Raw genomic sequence first — 21050 nt, forward strand, 5'->3', positions numbered from 1 at the left:
TTGACACCGTGTGATGCGCCGAATGTATGGTCGAAATCCGCCGAAACCGAACGGCTGGTCGGCGGTATTTCCGGTCCAGGTTTCCCACGCCGTCGGCCCGGCGTCACGGGCCGTCGGCTCCGCTTTGGCTCAAGGGGGTTGGAGCACGTTGAACGGCTTCCGGGAAGACAGTCCGTCCGGCAGATCGGGGACATTCTCATGCTGATCCGCCTGACAGGACTCGTGACGATCGAGCACGACCACGGCGCCCCGCAGCACCTGTCCAGCGCCCAGGCCCAGGTGGCGTTCGCCCGCCTGGTCCTGGAGCGCTCCGCCGGCACCAGCCGCGACCAGCTGGCCGACACCATCTGGCCCGACGGGCTGCCCGACACCTGGGCCTCCGCGCTGCGCAGCGTGGTCTCGCGGGTGCGGGCCTTCGTCGCCGCCCCCGGCCAGGGCCCGGGCGCCACCCCGCTGATCGCCCAGGGCGGGCGCTACGTCCTGCGCCTGCCCGCGGACGCGGCGGTGGACCTGGAGGCCGCCGCCAGCGCGGTCGGGGAGGCCGGGGAGGCGTACGCGGCCCGCTCCTACGCGGTGGCGCAGCAGCTGGCCGCCGGTGCGATCGCCAACCTGCGCGGGGCGTTCCTGCCCGACCACGAGGGCGAGTGGGCGGGCGGGGTGCGCGAGCACGTGGAGGAGCTGCGGATGTCCGCGCTGGAGACGGCGAGCCTGTCGGCGTCGGCGCTGGGCGAGGAGCACCACGCGCTGCGCTGGGCCGACGAGGCGGTGCGCCGCGCCCCGTTCCGCGAGAGCGCCTACCGCTGCCGGATGGAGGCGCTGGCCGCGGCCGGCAACCGGGCCGAGGCGCTGCGCTGTTACCAGCAGCTGCGCCGGGTGCTGGCGGAGGAGCTGGGCATCGACCCGGCCGCCGAGACCCAGGAGCTCTACCTGGCGCTGCTGCGCTCCCCCGCTCCCGTCGCGCCCGCTGCGGCGGCGGTGCGGCCGGTGGACCCGGTGCTGATGGGGATCTTCGAGCCGCTGGCCCTGGCCCGGCTGGCGCGCCCGGCCGGGCCGCCGGTGCGCGCGGCCTGACGGGACTGTCGGTGCGCGCGGCCTGGCGGCTTGTCGGTGCGCGCGGCCTGGCGGTCTGTCGGTGGGCGCGCGGCTTGACGGCCTGTCGTCGTGGCGGGCGGCCCCCGGCGTCGGGGGCCGCCCGCCCGCGTGCGCGCACGGGGGCGGGCGGGGGCGCGGGGGTCGCGGGCGCGCCGGGGCGGGCGCGCGCGTGTTGCGGAGGTGTTGCGGTGGGCGTGGCGCACGGCGCGCTCGTAGTAGCGTCGAGGCGCGAAGTCGCGCACGCCGCGCGGCTTTTACCGAACCGGGACGGGGGTCGAGCGTTGGGAAGGGGTGGTGGGTGTGGGACGGGCACGCGTGGCGGCGCGGGTAATCGTGCACCCTGGTGTGGAGGACCTCAGCGTCCAGCAGGTGTTGGAGGCACTCGCGGACCCTGCCCGCAGATCGGTGGTGCGCCGGCTGGCCCACGCGGGCGCCGCGCTGAGCTGCGGCTCCTTTGACCTTCCGGTCTCCCGCTCCACCTCGACGCACCACTTCAACGTGCTGCGCCAGGCCGGACTGCTGCACCAGTACTACGTCGGCACCACCAAGATGAACTCGCTGCGCGCCGAGGAGTTGGAGGGCCGTTTCCCGGGCCTGCTGTCGGCGGTGGTCGCCGCCGCCGACGCCGAGGCCCGCGCGGCGCCCTGACGGCCGGCCCGCTCGCGGCCGGCGGCCGCGGGGCGGGCCGGTTCCGGAAGGCTCGGCCCCGGCGGGGTCAGTTCTGGGGTCTGGCTCAGGTTGTGTGACCGGTGACTCTCGGTGACACATTCTGGGCGTTGACGGGGTCCGGAGATCGTCTGAAACTGGTCGGCCGGGTTGCCTGGGCGGCTGACATTCGGCAGCTGTGTCGCAATCGTGGTCGTGGCTCGGTGAGTTGCTGTTCCCGTCGCTGCCGCAGGTGGAGGTCGTCGGTGTCGAAGCGTCCGGTCCGGCAGTGCGGATCGAGGCCCGTGTGGCCGTCCTGGGTGCGGCCTGCCCGGGCTGCGGGGTGTGGTCGGAGCGAGTACACGGCTCCTATCTGCGCTATCCGTCGGACCTGCCCAGCTGCGGGCGGCCCGTGACCGTCGCCTTGCGGGTGCGCCGGTTCGCTTGCCGGAGCCCAGGGTGCCGGCGGCGGACGTTCGTCGAGCAGGTCGAGGGGCTGACGCGCCGGCACGGGCAGGTCACCGAGCGGCAGCGTGCGTCGGTGTCCGGGCTGGGTCTGGCGCTGGCCGGGCGGGCCGGTGCGCGGATGGCCGCACTGCTGGGCATCCGGGCCAGTCGCAGCACGCTGCTGCGGCGAGTGATGGAGCTTCCCGACCCCGCCGTCGGTGCCCCGGTGGCGGTCGGGGTTGACGATTTCACGCTCCGCAAGGGTCATACGTACGGGACGGTGATCACGAACGCGGTCACCCACGAGGTTCTGGACGTGCTGCCCGAGCGCGACGCGGGCACGCTCGCTCCGTGGCTCTCCAGGCACCCGCAGATCGAGGTGATCGCTCGGGACCGCGCCAGCGCCTACGCGGAGGCGGCGGACCGGGCGGCGCCGCAGGCCCAGCAGGTGGCTGACCGGTACCACTTGTGGGCGAACCTGGTCCGTGCGGTGGAGCGCGTTGTCACTGACCACCGTGCCTGCCTGCGCGCTCCCGAGCCGGAGCCCGAACCTCAGTGGGAGATTCCTTTGCCCGCCGAGGCCGGCGAACTGGAGGACCCGGCCGGGCGCGTGGCCGAACGGCGGCGCACCAACCACGCCGTCGCTCACGAGCTTCTGGGCGGGGGCATGAGCCAGCGCGCTGTCGCGAAGCACCTGGGCTGGAGTCGCAACACCGTGCGCCGCTACGCGGGGGCCGAGCGGTGGCAGGATCTGATGAAGGGCCCGCAGGCGCCGCGCACCGTCAAACTCGACCCCTACAAGCCCTACATGCTGCGGCGCTGGGAAGAGACCGGCGGCCAGATCAGCGGCATGGCACTGCTCGGCGAGATCACAGCCCGCGGCTACCGGGGCGGATACACCCAGCTCGCCGCATGGAAGCAGCGAGAACTGCTCCCGGACGGCCCACCGCCACCGCGGCCGCCTACGGTACGCGAGGCCACCGACTGGCTCACCCGCCACCCCGACGGCCTCACCGCAGACGACGCCCTCCGACGCAAGGCCCTCCTCTCCCACTGCCCCGAACTGGACACCACCGCTCACCTGGTCACCACGTTCGCCCAGATGCTCACCCTGCTCGACGGGGACCGTCTGCCCGAGTGGATCGCCGAGGCCAAAGCCGCCGCCCCACCCCTTCCGGGAGCCGCTCATGCTGTGTTTCTGAGAGGCGGAGCCCGGAGGACCAGGCGTCGGTTCCGATGCCGAGGCCGACTTCGAGGGCTATTCGATCGTGAACCGGTAGACCTTCGAATCCCGGGCTTGGAAACCAGCACGCTCATAGAGACGATTCGCAGCCTCGCGGGATGGGCGGGACGTCAGGTCGACCGTTCGAGCGCCTGCGTCCTTCGCCAGTCGGAGTGCCTCATTGGTCAAGGCCCCGCCGACTCCATGGCCACGCGCGGCGGCATCGACAACGACATCCTCGATACGCGCCCGCAGGCCCGATGGCAGCGGGGACAGGACCAACGTCAGCGCGCCTACAATCGCTCCGTTGAGCCGGGCGATCAGCAGCGTGTTCGAGTCGCACGCCACCATCCGGGTGACCGCGTCCCGGTCCAGCGGATTGGCCGTCGTCGACAACTGCGGCAGGAGGCTGGCGAATGCGTCCACCAACTCGTGGTTCGTCTCGCGAACGACCTCAACGTCAAGGCTCATGCACCGAGACACTACCTCGAAGTTCAGTGGCCTCAACGGTGGTCGGCTTCGGCGATCCGCCGACTGGTTCGGTTCCGGTCTCGATCAGCGTGAAGCCGAGTGTCAATCAAACGGCGGTAGCTTCGCAGAGCCGAGGTGATCACGGCTCCAGGACCATCACAGGCTGTGACGGATCACAGAACTTGGCCAGACCCAAGTTCTGGACGGTGAGGACGATCTTGCCGACCTGGGTGCCGGCCTCCAGGTAGCGGTGGGCCTCGGCGATCCGGTCGAGGCCCTCGAAGACCCGGTCGACGGCGGGGGTGAAGGAGCCGTCCGCGAGCCCGGCGGTGACGAAGGCCTGTGCGCGGCGCAGCCGTTCGTCGTCGCGGGTCACCTCGTGCATGGAGTAGAAGCGGCTGGTGACGGGGGCGAAGGTGTCCTGGCCGGGCAGGGGGGTGTCGCGGGGGTCGAGGCGGCCGTAGACGATCAGGCGTCCGCCGGGGGCGATGGTGCGGGCGAGGGTGAGGACGCCGGGGCCGGCGACGGGGTCGAAGACGGTGCGCACGCCGGTGCCGGCGGTGATGGCGTCCACGCGGGCCACCAGGTCCTCCTCTCCGGTGATGACGACGTCGGCGGCGCCGGCGTCCAGGAGTTGCTGCTTCTTGGCGCGGGTGCGGGTGGTGGCGATGGGGACGGCGCCCAGGCGGCGGGCGGTGCGGATGGCGGCCAGGCCGGTGCCGGAGGCGGCGGCGGTGAGCAGGACGTGGTCGCCGGGGCGCAGGTGGCCGTCCTCGGCGAGGGCGCCGTAGGCGGTCAGGTAGGGCATCCACACGGCCGCGCCCTGGACGTCGGTGAGGCCGGCCGGGTGGTGGACGACGGCGCGGGCGGGCACGAGGGCGTGGGTGCGGTAGACGCCGTAGTCGTTCTGGGAGAAGGCCGGGACGGTGTCGACCCGGTCGCCGGTGGCGAAGCCGGTGACGCCCTCGCCGAGGGCTTCCACGGTGCCGGCGGCCTCGTAGCCGGGGGTGGCGGGCAGCCTGGGCTCGTCGAGGTAGGTGCCGGCGCGGAAGAGGGCCTCGGCGCGGTTGAGGCCGATCGCGGTGACGCGGATGAGCAGTTCGCCGGGGCCGGGCACGGGTACGGCGGCGGCTCGCACGGTCAGGACCTCCGGCCCTCCGGTGCGGTCGAAGACGACGGTCCTGGACATGGCGTAACTCCCCTGCTGCGGCGGGCCGGTGGCGGTGCGGCGTGCGGTGCGGCCACTTACGTAACCCGGTGCGCGGGAAACTGTCAAACTTCGACCAGTCTCGGAATAGGGGGCGGTCGGCGGGCGTTGCCGGTGAGTTGACCCCGCGTCAGACCCGGGGCCGCGCGTGCTGCGGCTGCTCGCGGACGGCGGCGTGCCGGCGGCGCGGCTGCACGCCCTGGACGCGGCGGGCGAGTTCTGCGACCACCCGTCGCTGGTGATGTCGCTGCTGCCGGGTGGCGTGCGGGTGGCGCAGGACGGCGACGTGGAGCGCCGCGCGGACCTGCTGGCCGGTCAGCTGGCCGCCGTGCACGCGCTCGCGGTGGCGCCGGGCGAGCGCCCCCGCGCCTTCGAGGCGTGGACGGCCCCGGAGCGGGTGCGGGTGCCCGGGGCCACGGCGCGTCCCGGGGTGTGGCGGCGGGCGGTGGACGTGATCCGCCGCGAGGTGCCCGCGTACCGGCCGTGCTTCCTGCACCGCGACTTCCACCCCGGCAACGTGCTGTTCACCGGGGAGGGCGCCGAGCTTGCCGTCAGCGGGGTCGTGGACTGGGTGGAGACCTCCTGGGGCCCGGCCGACCTGGACGTGGCCCACTGCTCCACCGCGCTGGCCCTGTTGCACGGCGTGGACACCGGCCTGGACTTCGCCGCCCGCTACCTGGCGGCCGGCGGCACGCTGGAGGCGGACCGGGGCGCGCACCTGTACTGGCGGCTGCTGGACGCGCTGGCGTTCGCCCCGGACGCGGAGAAGGTCGCCGTGCCGTGGCGGGAGCTGGGGCGCGGCGACCTGCCGCCGGCCCTGCTGGGCCGGCGCCTGGAGGACTACCTGGAGGCGCTGCTCGACCGGTACGCCTGAGCGCCGCCGGCTCCCCGGTTCCCCGGCTTCCGGCCGTCACCGCGCCCGCGTCGGATCGTCATGAGAATCATCGAGAATCGCCCCTTCCGGAGCGCCGGTTGAGGCCGATCACGGGAGGACCTTCCTGTCTGCCGTCGAGAGGAACAGCTATGGCAAGGCGGCTGCGTGTCATCGGTAGCACCTCGGGTGTCGGCGACTGCCCGACGCTGTACGAGGACGTGGACACCGGCGAGGTGGTCGTGCAGGGGTACGCCGTGACGGACCCCGAGGACGTGGCGCAACTCATGCACGTGAAGGACGATGAGGGCTTCGTCGTCGTGCCCCGCGAACTGCTGGCGCGGTTCGCTCCGAAGGAGTCGACGCCGGTGCCGGAGTTCGTACCGCAGCAGCGGATCACCGAGTTCATCAACGACGGGTTCGAGCACACCGCGTGGCGGTTGGAGACAAGGGCGGGATACCTCTCCGACAAGCAGACGCCCTCCTACGCCGAGTTCCTTCGGGCGGGGGACAGCGCCGGGGAGGTCGGGCACCCCTGGTTCGAGAACGTGCGCCGCATGGTCGGCAAGGGCAAGAGGTTCGAGCGGGTGCGTCTGGTGGACGATCCGCCGACCGAGGGGCAGCGGTACCTGCTGGCGTGCGCCCGGACCAACGTGGCGGCCGGTGAGGACATCCGGTGCATGTGGCGCTCGGAGGCCGAGGCGGCCGGGCTAGCCGGGCTGACGGACTTCTGGCTCTTCGACTCCCGCACGGTCGCGCGCTTCCACTTCGAGGGGGAGCGCACCGTGGGAATGGAGTTGGTCACCGACCCGCTGGAAGTCCTCCGTGCCTGCCAGGTGCGTGATGCCGCCTGGCACCACGCGAGGCCCTACGCGCGGTTCCGGGCTCAGGTACCTTCCGGCATGTGAGCACCGACTATCAGCAGGCACGGTCTGCTCTTGGTGCCCGGATGCGTGAACTGCGCACCGAGTGCGGGTTGTCCGGACGCGCCTTGGCCGTGCGGCTGGGCTGGCCCCAGTCCAAGGTCAGCAAGCTGGAGAACGGCAGGCAGTCGCCCACCAGGGCCGATGTGGTCGCCTGGGCCGAGGCCGTCGGCCGGCCCGACGCCGCCGCCGAACTGGTGGGCCGGCTGCGGACGGTGGAGACCCAGTACCGGTCGTGGCGGCGCCAACTCGCCGGCGGTGTCCGGCCGGTGCAGGAGGCGCACGCCGCGCAGGGGAAGAAGACCGGCGACCGTCGGTCATTCGACCCGACCCTGGTTCCCGGCCTGCTCCAGACCGCCGAGTACGCGCGAGCGGTCCTCACCCGGTACACCAGGGTCCATCCGTCGATCCGCGACGTCGAGGCCGCGGCGGTGACCCGCATGGAACGCCAGAGGATTCTCAACGACCGGTCGCGGTCGTTCCACTTCCTGGTGTGGGAAGGCGCCCTCGTCTCCCGGCTCTGCCCGCCGGCCGTACTGGCGGACCAGCTGGAGTGCCTGGCCCCCTGGCTGGCACGTGGGAACGTCCGGCTCGGGATCGTGCCGTTCGATGCCGATCTCAGAGTGCCCGCGGGAGTCGGATTCTCCATCCACGACGGCGCGTTGGTCATCACCGAGTCCTGGCACGCGGAGATGTGGTTGGACGATCCGGCAGACGTCGCGCTTCACGTCCGGGCGTGGGAGGCCCTGGCGGAGAGCGCCGTCTACGGCCCGTCAGCCCATCGGGTGATTTCCCGGGCCCGCCGGTCGCTGCTGTGAGAATCACCGGGAATCACCTCCGCCCGGTTCCTGCCGCCGCCCCTACCTTCGTGGTGACGCAACCCCATCGGTCAAGGGAGTGGCACATGTCGGGTCTTGAGCCGACTGGACAGTCGGAACGGGTGAGCGCCGAGGAGTCGGCGGCGAACGATCTGCGGGAAGCGCTGCGCGCTGCCGGGATCTCCGCCCTCGTCCGTGGTGGCCCGGACGTGTTCGCGGGATCCAGCTTCTCCTGGGTGGCCCTGGGACACCTCAAGGAGGCCGAGGCCGCCGTGCTCGCCACCCTGATCCGCAAAGCCCTGGACACGTGAGCGCGGCACCGCAAGGGGCCCCCGGCCGCCGGGAGGCGGGGCGGCCCCGCCGGACCCGACGAGCGGTCCGGCCGACCGAGCTGTCCCCGGAGGAACGCGAGCGGCGTCGGGCGTGCCCGACTTCGCCGAGCTGCTCGGGCGGTGCCGGCGCTCCGCCGTCCATCTGGAGCTGCGGGACTCCTACGCCCCGACGGAGCGGTTCGAGGCGTGGCGGCGCGGCGAGCGGATCGACTGGGAGGACCGCGGGTCCTGGTGGCATCCCTACGACCAGTTGATCACGGACACCGTGGCCCGGGGTGTGGCCGTGCGCCGGGCCCGGGTCGTCTCCGAGCCCGTGTCCGCGTACATCCGGTGGGAGCACTACGTCACCCACGCCAACGTCACGGCGGGTGAGGAGGTCCGCTGGCTGCCCCGGCGACGGGCCACGGGCATCCCCCTGCCGGGCAACGACTTCTGGCTGTTCGACGGCGCGCTGCTCCGGGTGCACCACTTCTCCGGCGACGGCGCGGTGGTCGAGGACGAGATCACGGCGGACCCGCAGACCGTGAAGCTGTGTGCCACCGCGTTCGAAGCAGTCTGGGAGCGAGCGGTCCCGCACCACCTGTACGGAATCTGACGAAGGCCGCCTCCACCCTCACCCCTCGCCCAGCCAGGCCAGGCCAGGCCAGACCAGGCCAGGTCGATCTGTACGCCCGGGCCTTCGGCCGCCTCTCGCGGGGGCGGTGCGGGGCGCGGCAGCGCGCTCACTGGTGGCGGGTGCCTTGGCCTGCCTGGATTGATACGGGCGCCGTCAGCCGGTGGCGGCCCGGGCGGGGGCGGGCGCGCCCTGCACCGCAGGGGCGGCGGGGGTCGCCGGGGCGGCGGGGCCCAGGCGGCGGCGCAGCAGGACGGCGGCCAGGGCGGCGAGGGCGAAGCCGGCTCCGGCCCAGGGCAGGTGGCGGGCGCCGGCGGTGGAGACGACGAGGCCGCCGACCGCGCTGCCGGCGGTGATGCCCAGGTTGGAGAAGGAGATGAACAGGCTGTTGCCGAACTCGGGTGCGTCCTGGGCGTCGCGGGCCAGCCAGTTCTGGCTGACGACGAGTCCGCCGGAGTGCACCGCGCCCCAGAGCAGGACGCCGGCGGTCATCGGCGCGGGCCAGGGGCCGATCGCGTAGAGCAGGGCGTAGAGGAGGACGTAGAGGGCGGGGAAGGCGGTGGCGGTGCGGACGGGGTCGCGTTCCAGGAGGCGGCCGAAGAGGAGGTTGCCGAGGACCATGACGATCCCGAAGGCCATCAGCGCGGCGCCCACCAGGGAGGCGCTCAGGCCGGTGACGCGTTCCAGGTATTCGGCGAAGTAGCCGTAGACGGAGAACATCGCGGCGAACACGCACACGACGGCCAGGACCGACAGCCACAGCCGGCCGCGGCGCAGGATGGCCAGCTGGCCCCGGTAGGAGGGGCGCCGGCCGGCGGGCGCGGTAGGCGTGGTGGGCGTGGCGGGGGCGGTGGGCAGGAGGAGCAGGACGCCCAGGCAGGCGAGCAGGTTGACGCCGGCGCCGAACCAGAACGCGGCGGCCAGGCCCGCGTGTTCGGCGAGGTAGGAGGTGAGCGGCACGCCGAAGGCGAAGCCGACGGTGACGCCGGCGAAGACGGTGGTGGCCGCCCGGGTGGCGCGGTGTTCGGGGACCAGGTTGGCGGCGGTGGTGAGGGCGACGGCGAAGAAGACGGGGTGGAAGAGGGCGGGCAGGATCCGGAAGGCGAACATCACGGCGAAGTCGTCGGTGAGCGCGTACACGGCGTTGGAGAGCGCGAAGACGGCCAGTGCGCTCGCCAGGACGGCCTTGCGGCGCAGGCCGGAGGCCAGCAGCGTGCCGAACGGCCCGGTGGCGGCGACCACGAGGGCGAAGACGCCCACCAGCCAGCCGGCCGCCGAGGGCGTGACGCCGAGGTCCTCGGAGATGCGGGGCAGGACGCCGACGACGCCCATCTCGGTGGTGATGATCCCGAACACTCCCAGGGAGAGGGTCAGGACGGCGGGGCCGGTCTTTCGCATGTACTGCCTCCGTCCGCCCGGCGCGCGGGGTGTGCGGGCGCACGGCACCCACCCCCCGCGCACGGGGCTACAAATCTAGATAGTTAGATGGAATGGGGCGAAAAGGAAGGGCGCAGCCCGGGCCGCCCCGGCGGGGGCGGTGGGGTGCGCCCCTGAGGGGGCGGAGCGTCAGAGTTCGTCGCGGGCGTAGTCGGCGAACGCGGCGATCGTCTCCTCGTCGCGGCGGTAGAAGGTCCATTTGCCGACGCGTTCGGACACCAGCAGTCCGGCGTCGCGCAGGATCTGCAGGTAGCCGGAGACCACGGACTGGGCGAGCCCGGACTTCTCCCGGATGTCCGTCACGCACACGCCGACGTGGAAGCCCACGCCGCGCTCGCGGTAGTAGTCCTCGTCGAAGTAGCGCTCGGGCGTCTTGAGCCAGCGCAGGAAGTCCGCCCGCGCCGGGTTGGCGAGCGCCTTGTGGACGGCCAGCGGATCCACCGCGCGCTCCCTTCGCCCGACCCTCGACCAGATGACGTATCCAATATTCTAGATGTGAAGAAGCGTGTCAACCCGGGCCGCCGGCCGCCGGGTTCCCGTGCCCCGGCGGCCTGCGGGTCTGCGGGCATGCGGGCCGCCCCGGCGGCCTGCGGGCCTACGGGCCGGCGTGGGCCAGGGGCGGGGCGATCGCCTGGGCGTCCACGCCCTCGCCCACCCACAGGCCGATCAGGAACGCGGCGGTCGCCTCCAGCAGCCCGGCCCGCTCCAGTCCCCCGCCGCCCACCGGCTCGCAGCCCACGTCCCGCACCAGGCGCCGCACCGTCTCCAGCGCGCCCGGCTCGTCCCCGCACAGCGGGACGGCCAGCGGACGCCCGTCGAACACCGGCGGGCTCAGGCGCCACACGCTCTCGTGGCACAGGTTGAACGCCTTGACCACGTGCGCCCCGGGCGCGCCCGCCGCGATGCGCTCGGCCGCCGAGGGCCCGGCGCCGGTGGCCAGGACGAAACCCGGGGCCACCGGGTTGGTGCAGTCCACCAGCGTGCGCCCGCGCAGGACGCCGGCCAGGGCGGCGGCCACACCGGCCGCCGCCGCGTGGGGCACGGCGAGCAGGACGGCGTCCGCCCCGTGCCCGGCCGCCTCCCGCACGCCCCCGGCCCGGGCACCGATCCGCCCGGCCCGGGCCGCGGCCCGGGCGCCGTCGCGCCCGCCCACCAGCACGTCGTGGCCCGCGCGCACCCACTGCCCGCCCAGCGCACCGGCCATGGCGCCGGTGCCGATGATCCCGATCCTCACGATCCCCGCTCCCCTTCTCCCGAACACGCCGACGACATCGACATCGACGGCATCGACGACGTCGACGGCATCGACTGCGCTGACGACACTAGGCACCGGCTCGGGCACCATTCGGTACGTGACCACCGATCAGGACCTCCTCGCCGACTGCCCCGCCCGCCTCGCCTTCGACCTGCTCGCCAACACCTGGAACCCGGTCGTCCTGTGGGCGCTGCGCCACCACCCCCAGCGCCCCGGGCAGTTGCGCGCGCGGATCGGGGGCATCAGCCCCAAGGTGCTGACCGAGACCCTGCGCCGCCTGCAGGCCAGCGGCCTGGTGGAACGCACCGCCCACCCCGGGTCGCCGCCCCGCGTCGAGTACGCGCTCACCGGCCTGGGGGCGAGCCTGCTCACCCCGGTGGGCGCCCTCGGCGCGTGGGCGTTCGAGCACGGCGACGACGTCATGGCGGCCCAGGACCGCGCCGAAGGCCCGGGGCCCGCCGGGGCCGAGAGCGCGGGACCCGCCGGGGCCTAGGATTCCGGTGCACCGGAGGAATCTGACAGCGGCGGCCGACGGCGGATCCTGGGGCGGCCTGGGCCTGGAGCTCCCCCCTGCCACCGAGCCGGGGCTGCGGCCGCGGACGGCCAACGGGAACCTGATCGTCCTGTCACAGGGTCCGCGGGTGGTGCTCACCGCCAGAATCGACGACGACCGCTGCGGCGTCGAGTACTCCCGCACGGACCACTACCGCTCCCCCCTCGCCCCGCTGCGGGCCGCCCGGGCGCGCGCGGTCGCCGGGCCGGGAGGGCCGTCCTGGTACGCCCGCTGGGCGCACCGCTTCGCCGGCGCCCTGCACGCCCGCGCCGACGGCCCGCTCCACGAGGGGCGGTGGGTGCTCTCCCCGCGGCTCGCCCGCCAGGGGACGGCACCGGCCGCAGGCGGGCCGGGCGGCCAGTGGCGCTCCCTGCTGCTCGACGGCCACCCCGACGGCTACGTCGACTGGTTCGACGGCTCCCGGCGGGTCATGCCGCTGCGCCGGATGCCGCCGCCCGACGACCCCCGGGTGAAGGCCTGCCGCAAGCAGGCCCGGGAGGGGATCCTGGCGCCCGTCCTGCTCTGGTGGTTCAGCGGGCTCAACTGCCATGCGGTCCTGGACGGCCACGCCCGCCTCGGCGCCGCCATCGCCGAGAACCGCGAGCCGGCGGTCCTGGTCCTGTCCCGCGCCCCGTCCGAGGAACGGACCAGGGCCCGGACGGACAAGGCCCTGTCGACCTACCGCCTCACCATGTCCCTGCTGGACGGCCCGCGTCCGGTGGCGGACCGCCAGGGCCTGGCCTCGGCGGCGGGCCGCCTGCTCGCCGCCCAGCCGCACGGCCCCGAGGCCGACCACGCGCCCACCCGCGCATGGCCGATGCCATGAGGCCCACCCGCCCGGCTCCGCCCGGCACCGGCCGTTCCCGCCAGGGGCCTTGGCGGGTTCGCGGCCCAGGCGCGGCGCTAGGGTGGGGCGGTGACCTCGCTGCCGGAAGACCTCTCGCCCCTGGCCGGCGACGACGACCGCGACACGGCCGTGCAACGCCTGCAAGAGGCGTACAGCCAAGGACGCATCTCCCACGAGGAGATGGACGAACGCCTCCACCAGGCGCTCACCGCCAGGACGCAGGACGCACTCGGGCGGTCCCTGGCCTCGCTCCCCGAGCCGGGCGCGGGCACCGGGGCGACGATCGGCGCCGCCACGGGACGCATCCGGCGCAGCGGTGCCTGGAAGGTGCCCCGGACCCTCAAGGTCTTCTCCGCGCTCGGCAGGGTGCGCCTGGACCTGTCCCGGGCGGTCATCGAGTACCCGGTCGTCGACATCGAACTGCAACTCGGCACCGGCGGCGCCAGGATCACGGTGCCCCACGACGCGGTCGTCGACATCGAGGGCATGCACTCCGGCTGGAAGGAGGCCCGCTACAAGCCCCCGCGGCGCCCCACCCCCGGCGGCCCCACGATCCGGATCTCCGGGACCACCGGGTTCGGACGGCTGAAGATCCGCCACGCGCGACACTGAGACCCCCCGGGTCGGCCGGCTGCCGTAACTCTCTTCGCTTGACGTGTTATTGACGATGCGTCATGCCAGGTGACAGCGGTGATTCCCCGCGCCGTTCGGTGCGGGGCCTCGCCGGTTCACCCCTGGACGAGCGGCACGCCGGGTGGCAGCGGTGGCCTCACCGGGAGCCGGAACCCGTGCCGCCGACGTGCCCTGCGCGGCGCCCGTGTCCTCCCGCTCCGATCAGGCCACGGCGTGTTCCGCGTCGAGGACCGCGTCGAGGACCGCGTCGATCTCGGCCAGTTCCTCGGAGGTCGGCACCCATTGCCCGGCGGTGGCGTTGGCGCGCACCTGCTCGGCACTGCTCGCCCCGGCGATGACCGAGCCGCAGCCGGGCCGTGCGGCGAGCGCGCCCACGCCGATCTCCAGGACGCTCCGGCCGCGCGCCTCGCCCCAGGCGGCGAGGCGTTCGACCGCGTCGAGGCCGGCCTCGGTCACCCGCTCGGGCCGCGACGCCAGGCGCGAGCCTGTGGGCACGCCCGTGGCACGGCGCACCTTCCCGGTCAGCAGGCCGTTGGCGAGCGGGTAGAACGGCAGCACACCGAGGCCGTAGTGCAGCGCCGCGGGCACCACCTCCCGCTCCACGCCGCGTTCGAGCAGCGACCATTCGTTCTGGGCCGAGACGAACGGGACGGCCCCGATCTCCCGGGCGACGTGCGCGGCCTCGGCGATCTGCCAGCCGGCGAAGTTGGAGTGCCCGATGTAGCGCACCTTGCCTTCGCGTACCAGCTCGCTGAGCGCGGCGAGCGTCTCGGCGATCGGCGTGCGCGGGTCGGGGGTGTGCAGCTGGTAGAGGTCGATGTGGTCGGTCTGCAGGCGTCGCAGCGACTCCTCGACCGCGCGCCGGATGTAGGCCCGGCCGCCCTTCGCCCCGGCCGCGGGCCCGTACCCCAGGTCCGCCCGCTGATAGCCGAACTTGGTGGCCAGCACGACCTCGTCGCGCCGCCCTTTCAACGCCTGGCCGAGCAGCGTCTCGGAGCCGCCTCCGGCCCCGTACATGTCGGCGGTGTCGAAGAGCGTCACCCCGGCGTCGAGTGCCGCGTCGACCACCGCGCGTGTCTGCGCCGCGTCGAGACGTCCGCCGAAGTTGTTGCAGCCGAGTCCGACCACGGAGACGAGGAGTCCGCTGTTGCCGAGCGTTCGATATTCCATGGGGTCACCCTAGTTCTGGCACGACGACAAGACCGGCCGCCCGTCACCCGGTCACCGACGACCGCTGACCGCTGACCGCTGACCGGCTTCGGAACCACTCGTCCAGCGCGAGGGCGCCCGGCGGGCGCGGTCGGCGGGCGCGGTCGGCGGGCGCGGTCGGCGGGCGCGGTCGGCGGGCGCGGTCGGCGACGGCCCGCAGCAGGGCCTCGGTGCTGCCGGGGGCGGCCGCCCGGCGCCGCACCTCGGCGTGGGCGGCGCGGCGCCCGGGGCTCAACGCCCGCACGGGCAGGGAGAACCGGCCGCGCAGGCACCGCCACCTCGCGACCCTGACGCAAAGGCGCCTCACACCGGCTCCGGGAGCTCGTCGGCGCCTGCGGTGCCGTCGGGGCCCTCAGGGCTTTCGGGGCTTTCGGCGGGGCGCAGGTGGATGGGGTGGGCGTGGATGCCGACGAAGGCGATCGTGCGCAGCGCGCCGACGTCGGCCAGCCGGCGGGCGACGCGGGCGGTGGATTCGGGGGCGAACAGGTCGGTGAGGTAGGCGGCGTGGTCGTCGTCGAGGGGCAGGCGGGCCAGGGCGGTGCGCACGGCGGCCAGGGCGTCGGCGAGCCGGGCGAAGGTGGCGGTCCGGGTGACGCCGCCGATCTCGACGGTGACCGGGTGCGGGTAGTCGTGCGGCGGGGTCGTGGTCACGACGCGTCCCCGCTCTGGGGTCCGAGGACCGCCCACACCGCTTTGCCGACCCCGCCCGCGTGGGAGCGGCAGCCCCACCGGAGGGCGAGTTCGGACACCAGCCACAGCCCCCGCCCGCATTCTTCGTCCCCGCCCACGCGGCGCAGCACGGGCTGTCGGGAGTCGGCGTCGTGGACCTCGATCCGCAGGTCGTCGGCCGAGAGGGCGAAGCGCACGAACAGCAGCCGGTCGGACGGGGTGCGGGCGTGCTGGACGGCGTTGGTGACGAGTTCGCCGAGCACCAGCCCGGAGTGGTCGCAGAACAGTTCGCCCCCCTGGTGGTCGGAGAGGAAGCCGCGCAGCAGCCCGCGTGCGGTGGGCACGGACTTCTGGTGGCGCGACAGCCAGCAGGAGTACTCCCCCACTGTTTCCGGCTGTTCCTTCAATACTTCGGGCATGGCCTCACTCGCCTCGGAGTTGTCCCGGATGCGGGAGTTTCGCCACGTCGGCCCGGGCCGCCGGGCCGCTGGTTGATCGTTCGTCATGATGAGCTCTCTGTGGCCTTGATCGCTGCGCACCATTCTCACTGTGCGTGCATTAAGCGTCGCTCTGAGCGGCTAACCTGGGAAGGGTGACCCTGTGTCACTCTGCGATTGGGCACATGGAGGCTGAGCATGGGGTTCCAACCAAACGAGCTGGATCCTGGGCGGTCGGCGCGAGACCAGTTCGGCTGGGAGATGCGTGCCCATCGTGAGCGAGCGGGTATGTCGCTCGACCAACTCGCCAAGATCGTCAATATCTCGAAGGGGCATCTCGGGCGGGTCGAACGCGCCGAATCAATGCCACCGCCGGACCTGCCCGGCATGCTGGACGCGGCGTTCGGCACCGACGGCCGGTTCGACCGCATCTACCAGTTGGCCAAGAACGAGAAGTTCCCTGGCAAGTACCGGCAGGCGATCCATCTGGAGGGTCAGGCCGCCGTCATCGAGGAGTTCGCCTCTGCGACCATCCCCGGCCTGTTGCAAATTCCTTCTTTCGCCCGACACTCGCTACGTGCAGGCCAACAGCACGCTACCGAGCAAGAGATCGACGCATTGCTCGCCGCACGACTCGAACGTCAGAAGCGGCTGGATTCCACGACGCCGCCGCGATGTTGGTTCATCCTGGACGAGGCGACGCTCCGGCGACCAGTCGGCGGACTCCATGTGATGTGCGAGCAACTCACCGCCCTAGCAGACGAAAAGCGCTCCTTCATCACGATCCAGGTCCTGCCCTTCGCCGCCGGCGAACACCCTGAGATGGGCGGTTCCCTCATGCTGTACACCCTCCCGGCGGGCGGTGTGATCGCTTGGGCGGAAGGTGCAAAGAACGGTGAGGTCATCGACGAAATGCCCAAGGTCGCCGAGCGGCGTGAGTCCTACGATCTACTGAGGGCCCAGGCCCTGTCGCCCCGGGACTCCCGGGCGATGATCAGACGCATTCTGAAGGAGTACGGCCGTGCGAGCAGAGACGCAGGAAGAATGGCGAAAGAGTAGCCACAGCAACAATGACGGCGGTGTCTGCGTCGAGGTCGACGACGCACACCCGGGCCGCGTCCGGGACTCCAAGGACCCCGACGGCCCCCGGCTGGCCTTCTCCGCTGATGCCTGGCAGTCCTTCGTGACGGCCGTACGCGGCGGCGAGTTCGGCCAGATCTGACGGTTTGGCAGGCCCGGGCCCTGCCGCTGCGGCAGGGCCCGGGCCTTTCACGGACTCCCCGAGGACGGCGGCATGACCGGCATCGAACTGCGCCACCACCGCGAACTCACCGACGCGGTCCGCCATGAACTGGCCGCCCTGTACGCCGAGGTGCGCGCCCCGCTGCTGCACCTGCCCAACTACGCCCTGCCCGCCTTCGGCGAACGCCTGCAACGCCACGGCGGTGAGCCCTGCTTCGAGGCCGTCATCGGCTACGCCTACGGCAACACCGTCGAGGCGGCCGACCGCTGGTGGACCCGCATGGCCCGCCCGATGCCCCACCACCTCACCGCCGCACCGGTGTTCGCCCTCAAGGAGCTGGGCGTACGCACCCCGTGGCGCGGCACCGGCGCCGCCCGCCGCATCCACGACGCGCTCCTCGCCGCCCGGCCCGAGGAGCGGGCCATGCTGATGGTCAACCCCGCCGCCGGGGACGGCAAGGTACACGCGCTGTACAGGGCGTGGGACTACGTGGACGTCAACGAGGTCCGCCCCCACCAGGACGCGCCGGCGCTGGTCGCGATGCTGTACCGGAAGCCAACCCCCGTGGGGTAGCGTCTCGTTCACAACGCCCTGCGGCCAAGGGAGACAGCCGTGCACGCGAACGACCAGACAAAGTGGCGCAAGAGCAAGTACAGCGGCAACCAGGGGAACTGCATCGAGGTCGCCGACGGATTCCGCCACCTCGTCCCCGTCCGCGACTCCAAGGCCCCCGACGGCCCCCGGCTGGCCTTCTCCTCCGACGCCTGGGCCGCCTTCGTCACCGGAGTCAAGGCCAGCGACTTCCCCACCGCCTGACCCTTCAACCACCTCCGCCACCGCCGGGGCTGCGACGTACCGTGAGCGCCAAGGACCCGCCCCGGCGGATCCACCGGGCCTCGGAGCGGGAGCCGAACAGAACCCGGTAGGACGAGGGGCTCCGACAAACCAGTGGTTCCGCACAGGAAGTCGGATCGGCCGACTTCCCGCGCGTCGGTCCGCCCTCGTCGCCTTCGCCGCCCTGCGGTCCTTGGGGACTCGGGGGCGGCTGCGGCCGGCCGCAGCCGGCAGCCCTCCCGCCTCCTGCGGGTGCGGGGCGCGGGGCACCGCTGCCCCGCCGTGCTCGCCGATGGCGGCGGTCAGGCTCCGGCGACAGTCCTCCGTCTGCGCCCCGGGCTTGAAACCGGGCAGAAGACTGCGCGGCTGCGGCCCGCCGGCCTCGACACTCAGCTGGCAGCAGGGCGCCCCACGCACCCACCACACCGCCTCGACCAGCAGGATCACCAGGCCGAACAGAACGGCGAGCACGAGAAGGCCCGGAAAGCCGTCGGAACAGGCCGCACCGCCGTCCGGCGGAAGGCCGTGAACAGGTCCGTACAGCCGCAGTGTCTGCAGCAGGTTCCGCTGGTACCACCGCGGCAGCTTGAAGTGGCTCCACTGAGGAGCAAGTTGACCTGGCTCCAGTTGTCCCGTCCCGGATGATCTGGTCGTCATCACGGCTGGATGGTCGGCCATGTCTGGTAGTTCTTGGGGATCAACGAGCGGCGCCGATCCGGACCTGCGCAACAGCGGTCTCGGCACGTACCGCTCCCGAACAGCACGACGAAGGATTCTGTGAACAAGACCAACCTGATCGCGACGGCACCCTCGATCGCGGCCGCCATGGCCGCCGCCGACGTGAGCCCCGACATCCAGCTGACCCAGACCCGCTACCGGGCCGCACTCGTCTCCAGCTGGGGCATCCCGGCCGGAGCGTCGGTCCTGGAGGTCGGCTGCGGACAGGGTGACATGACGGCCGTCCTCGCCGAGGCCGTCGGCCCACAGGGCCGGGTGGTCGCGGTCGACATCGCGGATCCGTCGTACGGCGCCCCGGTCACCCTGGGGCAGTCGGCGGAACACCTCAAGGCGACGCCTCTGGGCTCTCGCATCGACTTCCGCTTCGGCCTGGACGTCCTCGACGAGGCGGTCACCTTCCCCGACAGCGGATTCGACTACGCCGTCCTGGCACACTGCTCCTGGTACTTCGCCTCCCTGGACCAGCTGCGGGAGACCCTCGCCCGGGTCCGCCGCTGGGCACGAAGCCTTTGCTTCGCCGAGTGGGACCTCGCACCCTGCTCGGCTGACCAACTGCCCCACCTGTTGGCGGTCCTGATCCAGGGGCAGATCATGGCGAGCGGGTCGCGGGGCGAAGGCAATGTGCGCACTCCGTTCTCCCACGCAGGCCTGCTCCGGGTCCTCGCAGCGACAGGCTGGGATCCCGTCCCGGGGCAGTCCGTGGACACAACCGCCCTACAGGACGGCGACTGGGAGGTGGACGCCTGCACGGCACTGCTCGACAACGTCGACCGGATGGCCGAGCTGCCGCAGACGGTCCTGGACCTGGTGCTGAGCCAGGCGGACGTGCTCCGGTCCCTGGCGAAGGACCACGGCAACACGCCGCTGCCGGCCTACTCGCTGACCGCCCGCTGACCGCCCGCTGACCGCCCGCTGACCGCCCGCTGAGCGGACCGGGACGCCGGTCCGGGGCCGCGACCGCCCGACGGGCGCGAACCCGAGATCGGGCCCGGACCAGGCCGCGCGTCCGGTCGACATGCCAGCGGCCGGCGAGCCCGTACGACTTCCGCGACGCGCCCTACGACACGGTGCGCGACTACATCGACAAGCGCCGCCCGGAGACCGCGGACGAGGAGCGCGAGGGCCACCGGCACGCCGACGGGATGGTCCCGCGGATCCACCTGCCCGGCGAGGAGGCCGAGGTGGGGCCTTCGGTCACCGGCAGCAGTCATACCCGCCAGCCCGGAAACCCAGTACCGGCCCGGCGATTGCCCGCTCCCGTCCAGCCACCGCGGCACTGGGCGACCAGCAGCCCGATTCGAGTCGGGTCGGCTGACACCACGCACCTGTCGGGGAACGCGGCCCGTCGGCCGAGACCACGGCGGCCACGACCTCCCCCGCGCAGGTGTCGGAGACGCCAGGGACGGCCAACTCTGTTGTACCGGCGCCCCCTTGCGGGGAGCAGCGGGGCCGCGGGAACGCTTCGCCCCGGGTCGCACCCGCCCCCGGCAGCGGACGCGGGGGCGGGGGGGGGGGGGCCCGCCCGCACGCCACCTCATCGCCTACCGGCGTCGCCCACGAACCGGCAGGCGTCGCGACTCTCCCCACCAGCTCACCCTGCGTCAGCGTCCGGCTCACGCAGGGGCCCGTTCTTCCTCGCGGTCGGCGGCGGTCAGCTGGGCGCGCTGGGCGATCAGGCGCTCGCGCAGGTCGGTCTCCTCGGGGGTGAGCGGGTCGCCGGACTGGAGGATCCGTGCGGGCTTGGGCCGCAGCGGCAGGCCGTCGTCCACCGCGGCGAACGCGGCAGCCTCCTCGGCGTCGGCGAGCGCCCGGTACACCGAGGCCACCGAGGGGTGCTCGCCGGCGTTCTTGCCGGTCTTGATGACGAGCTTCTTGGCGATCTCCGGGACCGGGGTGCCCTTGTCCTTGAGCGCGACGGCGAAGGTCAGCATGTCGTCGTCGATGACCTTGGGCCGGCCGCCGTGGTTGCCCTTGCGGGCGGCGGCCTGCTGGCCTTCCAGGGTCTTCTCCCGGATGTAGTTGCGGTCGAGCTGGGCGGCGACCGCGAGCACGGCGAAGAGCATCGAGCCCATGCCGTTGGGGTCGTAGATGCCGGTGAGCGGGCCGGTGAGGAGTTCGAGCAGGATGCCGGTGGACTCCAGGTCGGCGGAGAGCTGCATCAGCTCGGCGGCGTTGCGGGCCAGGCGCTTCATCTCGTGGACGGTGAGGATGACCACCTGGTCCGGTGCGGCCTCCTTGAAGTCGCGGGCGAGCTTGAGGGCTGCCGCCATCTCGGGGCGGTGCTTCACCCGGGTGCTGATCTTCTCCTGGAAGATCTTGTGGCAGTGCGCCGCCTCCAGCGCCTCGATCTGGCTCGCCAGCTCCTGGCGGACCATGGACGTCCTCGCGTACCCGATCCGGATCGGCCGGGCGGCGGCCTCGGTCTGCGGGACCACCGCGAGGGCCGGCCCCTGGCGCCAGGTCCTGCCCGGGTTCCGGTCGGCGGGCACGAGCACTTCGAGGTCCTCGCGCAACGCTGGTACACGGATGAAGCGTGGCGTGTGATATTTCGAGG

24 protein-coding genes and 2 pseudogenes are annotated in these 21050 nt (G+C 72.9%); 16 read left to right on the forward strand and 10 right to left on the reverse strand.

What is annotated here, in order from left to right; all coding sequences use genetic code 11:
- The first annotated feature begins 198 nt into the window (after positions 1 to 198).
- From ACIPLC_RS35440 to ACIPLC_RS35450, 3 genes and pseudogenes are all read left to right on the forward strand, one after another.
- Positions 199 to 1071 (forward strand): BTAD domain-containing putative transcriptional regulator, encoded by an 873-nt coding sequence (locus tag ACIPLC_RS35440; protein ID WP_400477167.1) that lies wholly within the window; start codon positions 199 to 201, stop codon positions 1069 to 1071.
- Between the two features lie 366 nt (positions 1072 to 1437).
- Positions 1438 to 1740 (forward strand): ArsR/SmtB family transcription factor, encoded by a 303-nt coding sequence (locus ACIPLC_RS35445; RefSeq protein ID WP_400477168.1) that lies wholly within the window; start codon positions 1438 to 1440, stop codon positions 1738 to 1740.
- Between the two features lie 304 nt (positions 1741 to 2044).
- A pseudogene (locus ACIPLC_RS35450) lies at positions 2045 to 3352 on the forward strand (ISL3 family transposase); the annotation flags it as partial.
- A gap of 90 nt (positions 3353 to 3442) precedes the next feature.
- Here ACIPLC_RS35450 and ACIPLC_RS35455 read toward each other — a convergent pair.
- Both ACIPLC_RS35455 and ACIPLC_RS35460 read right to left on the reverse strand, forming a co-directional pair.
- A complete protein-coding gene (locus tag ACIPLC_RS35455; RefSeq protein WP_400477195.1) occupies positions 3443 to 3877 on the reverse strand; it encodes a GNAT family N-acetyltransferase in 435 nt (144 codons plus the stop codon).
- A 139-nt stretch (positions 3878 to 4016) separates the two neighbouring features.
- Positions 4017 to 5066 carry a zinc-dependent alcohol dehydrogenase family protein gene (locus tag ACIPLC_RS35460; protein ID WP_400477169.1) on the reverse strand — a complete coding sequence of 350 codons (1050 nt, stop codon included), beginning with the start codon at positions 5064 to 5066 and terminating at the stop codon, positions 4017 to 4019.
- A 166-nt stretch (positions 5067 to 5232) separates the two neighbouring features.
- Here ACIPLC_RS35460 and ACIPLC_RS35465 point away from each other — a divergent pair.
- From ACIPLC_RS35465 to ACIPLC_RS35485, 5 genes and pseudogenes are all read left to right on the forward strand, one after another.
- Positions 5233 to 5958, forward strand: a pseudogene (locus ACIPLC_RS35465) (phosphotransferase family protein); the annotation flags it as partial.
- A gap of 149 nt (positions 5959 to 6107) precedes the next feature.
- Complete coding sequence (locus ACIPLC_RS35470; RefSeq protein ID WP_400477170.1) at positions 6108 to 6863, forward strand: DUF6879 family protein; 756 nt, start codon at positions 6108 to 6110, stop codon at positions 6861 to 6863.
- Complete coding sequence (locus ACIPLC_RS35475; protein ID WP_400477171.1) at positions 6860 to 7696, forward strand: helix-turn-helix domain-containing protein; 837 nt, start codon at positions 6860 to 6862, stop codon at positions 7694 to 7696. Before ACIPLC_RS35470 ends, ACIPLC_RS35475 begins: the two co-directional genes overlap by 4 nt.
- An 86-nt stretch (positions 7697 to 7782) precedes the next feature.
- Entirely contained in the window at positions 7783 to 8007 is a 225-nt protein-coding gene (locus ACIPLC_RS35480; RefSeq protein WP_400477172.1) for a hypothetical protein, read from the forward strand.
- A 112-nt stretch (positions 8008 to 8119) separates the two neighbouring features.
- Positions 8120 to 8623, forward strand: a complete 504-nt coding sequence (locus ACIPLC_RS35485) for a DUF6879 family protein (protein ID WP_400477173.1) — start codon at positions 8120 to 8122, stop codon at positions 8621 to 8623.
- A gap of 174 nt (positions 8624 to 8797) precedes the next feature.
- On the opposite strand, the gene ACIPLC_RS35490 is transcribed toward ACIPLC_RS35485, so the two are convergent.
- The 3 genes from ACIPLC_RS35490 to ACIPLC_RS35500 all read right to left on the reverse strand — a co-directional run bounded on the left by ACIPLC_RS35490 (position 8798) and on the right by ACIPLC_RS35500 (position 11312).
- Positions 8798 to 10039, reverse strand: a complete 1242-nt coding sequence (locus tag ACIPLC_RS35490) for an MFS transporter (protein ID WP_400477174.1) — start codon at positions 10037 to 10039, stop codon at positions 8798 to 8800.
- A 168-nt stretch (positions 10040 to 10207) separates the two neighbouring features.
- Positions 10208 to 10519: an ArsR/SmtB family transcription factor gene (locus tag ACIPLC_RS35495; protein ID WP_400477175.1), complete on the reverse strand. Its 312-nt coding sequence runs from the start codon at positions 10517 to 10519 to the stop codon at positions 10208 to 10210.
- 154 nt (positions 10520 to 10673) lie between these two features.
- A complete protein-coding gene (locus tag ACIPLC_RS35500; RefSeq protein WP_400477176.1) occupies positions 10674 to 11312 on the reverse strand; it encodes an NADPH-dependent F420 reductase in 639 nt (212 codons plus the stop codon).
- Positions 11313 to 11430: 118 nt separating this feature from the next.
- On the opposite strand from ACIPLC_RS35500, the gene ACIPLC_RS35505 reads away from it, so the two are divergent.
- The 3 genes from ACIPLC_RS35505 to ACIPLC_RS35515 all read left to right on the forward strand — a co-directional run bounded on the left by ACIPLC_RS35505 (position 11431) and on the right by ACIPLC_RS35515 (position 13345).
- The gene (locus tag ACIPLC_RS35505; protein ID WP_363626098.1) at positions 11431 to 11826 is read left to right on the forward strand and encodes a helix-turn-helix domain-containing protein; all 396 of its coding nucleotides are present in this window, start codon (positions 11431 to 11433) and stop codon (positions 11824 to 11826) included.
- A 151-nt stretch (positions 11827 to 11977) separates the two neighbouring features.
- A complete protein-coding gene (locus tag ACIPLC_RS35510; RefSeq protein WP_400477177.1) occupies positions 11978 to 12712 on the forward strand; it encodes a hypothetical protein in 735 nt (244 codons plus the stop codon).
- A gap of 90 nt (positions 12713 to 12802) precedes the next feature.
- A complete protein-coding gene (locus ACIPLC_RS35515) occupies positions 12803 to 13345 on the forward strand; it encodes a DUF1707 domain-containing protein (RefSeq protein WP_400477178.1) in 543 nt (180 codons plus the stop codon).
- 222 nt (positions 13346 to 13567) lie between these two features.
- Here the strand turns inward: ACIPLC_RS35515 and ACIPLC_RS35520 are convergent, their stop codons facing one another.
- The 4 genes from ACIPLC_RS35520 to ACIPLC_RS35535 form a co-directional block, all read right to left on the reverse strand.
- Positions 13568 to 14536, reverse strand: a complete 969-nt coding sequence (locus ACIPLC_RS35520) for an aldo/keto reductase (RefSeq protein ID WP_400477179.1) — start codon at positions 14534 to 14536, stop codon at positions 13568 to 13570.
- Between the two features lie 43 nt (positions 14537 to 14579).
- A complete protein-coding gene (locus ACIPLC_RS35525; RefSeq protein ID WP_400477180.1) occupies positions 14580 to 14810 on the reverse strand; it encodes a hypothetical protein in 231 nt (76 codons plus the stop codon).
- Positions 14811 to 14878: 68 nt separating this feature from the next.
- Positions 14879 to 15226: a hypothetical protein gene (locus tag ACIPLC_RS35530; RefSeq protein ID WP_400477181.1), complete on the reverse strand. Its 348-nt coding sequence runs from the start codon at positions 15224 to 15226 to the stop codon at positions 14879 to 14881.
- Positions 15223 to 15663 (reverse strand): ATP-binding protein, encoded by a 441-nt coding sequence (locus ACIPLC_RS35535; protein ID WP_400477182.1) that lies wholly within the window; start codon positions 15661 to 15663, stop codon positions 15223 to 15225. Before ACIPLC_RS35535 ends, ACIPLC_RS35530 begins: the two co-directional genes overlap by 4 nt.
- 306 nt (positions 15664 to 15969) lie before the next feature.
- On the opposite strand from ACIPLC_RS35535, the gene ACIPLC_RS35540 reads away from it, so the two are divergent.
- The 5 genes from ACIPLC_RS35540 (at position 15970) to ACIPLC_RS35560 (ending at position 19390) form a co-directional block, all read left to right on the forward strand.
- Positions 15970 to 16740 carry a DUF5753 domain-containing protein gene (locus tag ACIPLC_RS35540; RefSeq protein WP_400477183.1) on the forward strand — a complete coding sequence of 257 codons (771 nt, stop codon included), beginning with the start codon at positions 15970 to 15972 and terminating at the stop codon, positions 16738 to 16740.
- Positions 16703 to 16903 (forward strand): DUF397 domain-containing protein, encoded by a 201-nt coding sequence (locus tag ACIPLC_RS35545; protein ID WP_363588088.1) that lies wholly within the window; start codon positions 16703 to 16705, stop codon positions 16901 to 16903. The genes ACIPLC_RS35540 and ACIPLC_RS35545 overlap by 38 nt, the downstream gene beginning before the upstream one ends.
- Before the next feature lie 72 nt (positions 16904 to 16975).
- Positions 16976 to 17497 (forward strand): GNAT family N-acetyltransferase, encoded by a 522-nt coding sequence (locus ACIPLC_RS35550; RefSeq protein ID WP_400477184.1) that lies wholly within the window; start codon positions 16976 to 16978, stop codon positions 17495 to 17497.
- Positions 17498 to 17536: 39 nt separating this feature from the next.
- Positions 17537 to 17740 carry a DUF397 domain-containing protein gene (locus ACIPLC_RS35555; RefSeq protein WP_400477185.1) on the forward strand — a complete coding sequence of 68 codons (204 nt, stop codon included), beginning with the start codon at positions 17537 to 17539 and terminating at the stop codon, positions 17738 to 17740.
- Positions 17741 to 18535: 795 nt separating this feature from the next.
- Complete coding sequence (locus tag ACIPLC_RS35560) at positions 18536 to 19390, forward strand: class I SAM-dependent methyltransferase (RefSeq protein ID WP_400477186.1); 855 nt, start codon at positions 18536 to 18538, stop codon at positions 19388 to 19390.
- 719 nt (positions 19391 to 20109) lie between these two features.
- Here the strand turns inward: ACIPLC_RS35560 and ACIPLC_RS35565 are convergent.
- Positions 20110 to 20991 carry a recombinase family protein gene (locus ACIPLC_RS35565; protein WP_400477187.1) on the reverse strand — a complete coding sequence of 294 codons (882 nt, stop codon included), beginning with the start codon at positions 20989 to 20991 and terminating at the stop codon, positions 20110 to 20112.
- Between the last annotated feature and the right edge of the window lie 59 nt (positions 20992 to 21050).

The organism is Kitasatospora sp. NPDC086801 (assembly GCF_044745805.1).
In the GTDB taxonomy this organism is placed as follows: Bacteria; Actinomycetota; Actinomycetes; order Streptomycetales; family Streptomycetaceae; genus Kitasatospora.

What these genes read in the sequence shown, in the direction of transcription:
- ACIPLC_RS35490 (WP_400477174.1), bottom strand. Translation starts at nt 10,039, where the DNA reads ATGCGAAAGACCGGCCCCGCCGTCCTGACCCTCTCCCTGGGAGTGTTC.
- ACIPLC_RS35550 (WP_400477184.1), top strand. Translation starts at nt 16,976, where the DNA reads ATGACCGGCATCGAACTGCGCCACCACCGCGAACTCACCGACGCGGTC.
- ACIPLC_RS35540 (WP_400477183.1), top strand. Translation starts at nt 15,970, where the DNA reads ATGTCGCTCGACCAACTCGCCAAGATCGTCAATATCTCGAAGGGGCAT.
- ACIPLC_RS35520 (WP_400477179.1), bottom strand. Translation starts at nt 14,536, where the DNA reads ATGGAATATCGAACGCTCGGCAACAGCGGACTCCTCGTCTCCGTGGTC.
- ACIPLC_RS35440 (WP_400477167.1), top strand. Translation starts at nt 199, where the DNA reads ATGCTGATCCGCCTGACAGGACTCGTGACGATCGAGCACGACCACGGC.
- ACIPLC_RS35460 (WP_400477169.1), bottom strand. Translation starts at nt 5,066, where the DNA reads ATGTCCAGGACCGTCGTCTTCGACCGCACCGGAGGGCCGGAGGTCCTG.
- ACIPLC_RS35470 (WP_400477170.1), top strand. Translation starts at nt 6,108, where the DNA reads ATGGCAAGGCGGCTGCGTGTCATCGGTAGCACCTCGGGTGTCGGCGAC.
- ACIPLC_RS35535 (WP_400477182.1), bottom strand. Translation starts at nt 15,663, where the DNA reads ATGCCCGAAGTATTGAAGGAACAGCCGGAAACAGTGGGGGAGTACTCC.
- ACIPLC_RS35480 (WP_400477172.1), top strand. Translation starts at nt 7,783, where the DNA reads ATGTCGGGTCTTGAGCCGACTGGACAGTCGGAACGGGTGAGCGCCGAG.
- ACIPLC_RS35455 (WP_400477195.1), bottom strand. Translation starts at nt 3,877, where the DNA reads ATGAGCCTTGACGTTGAGGTCGTTCGCGAGACGAACCACGAGTTGGTG.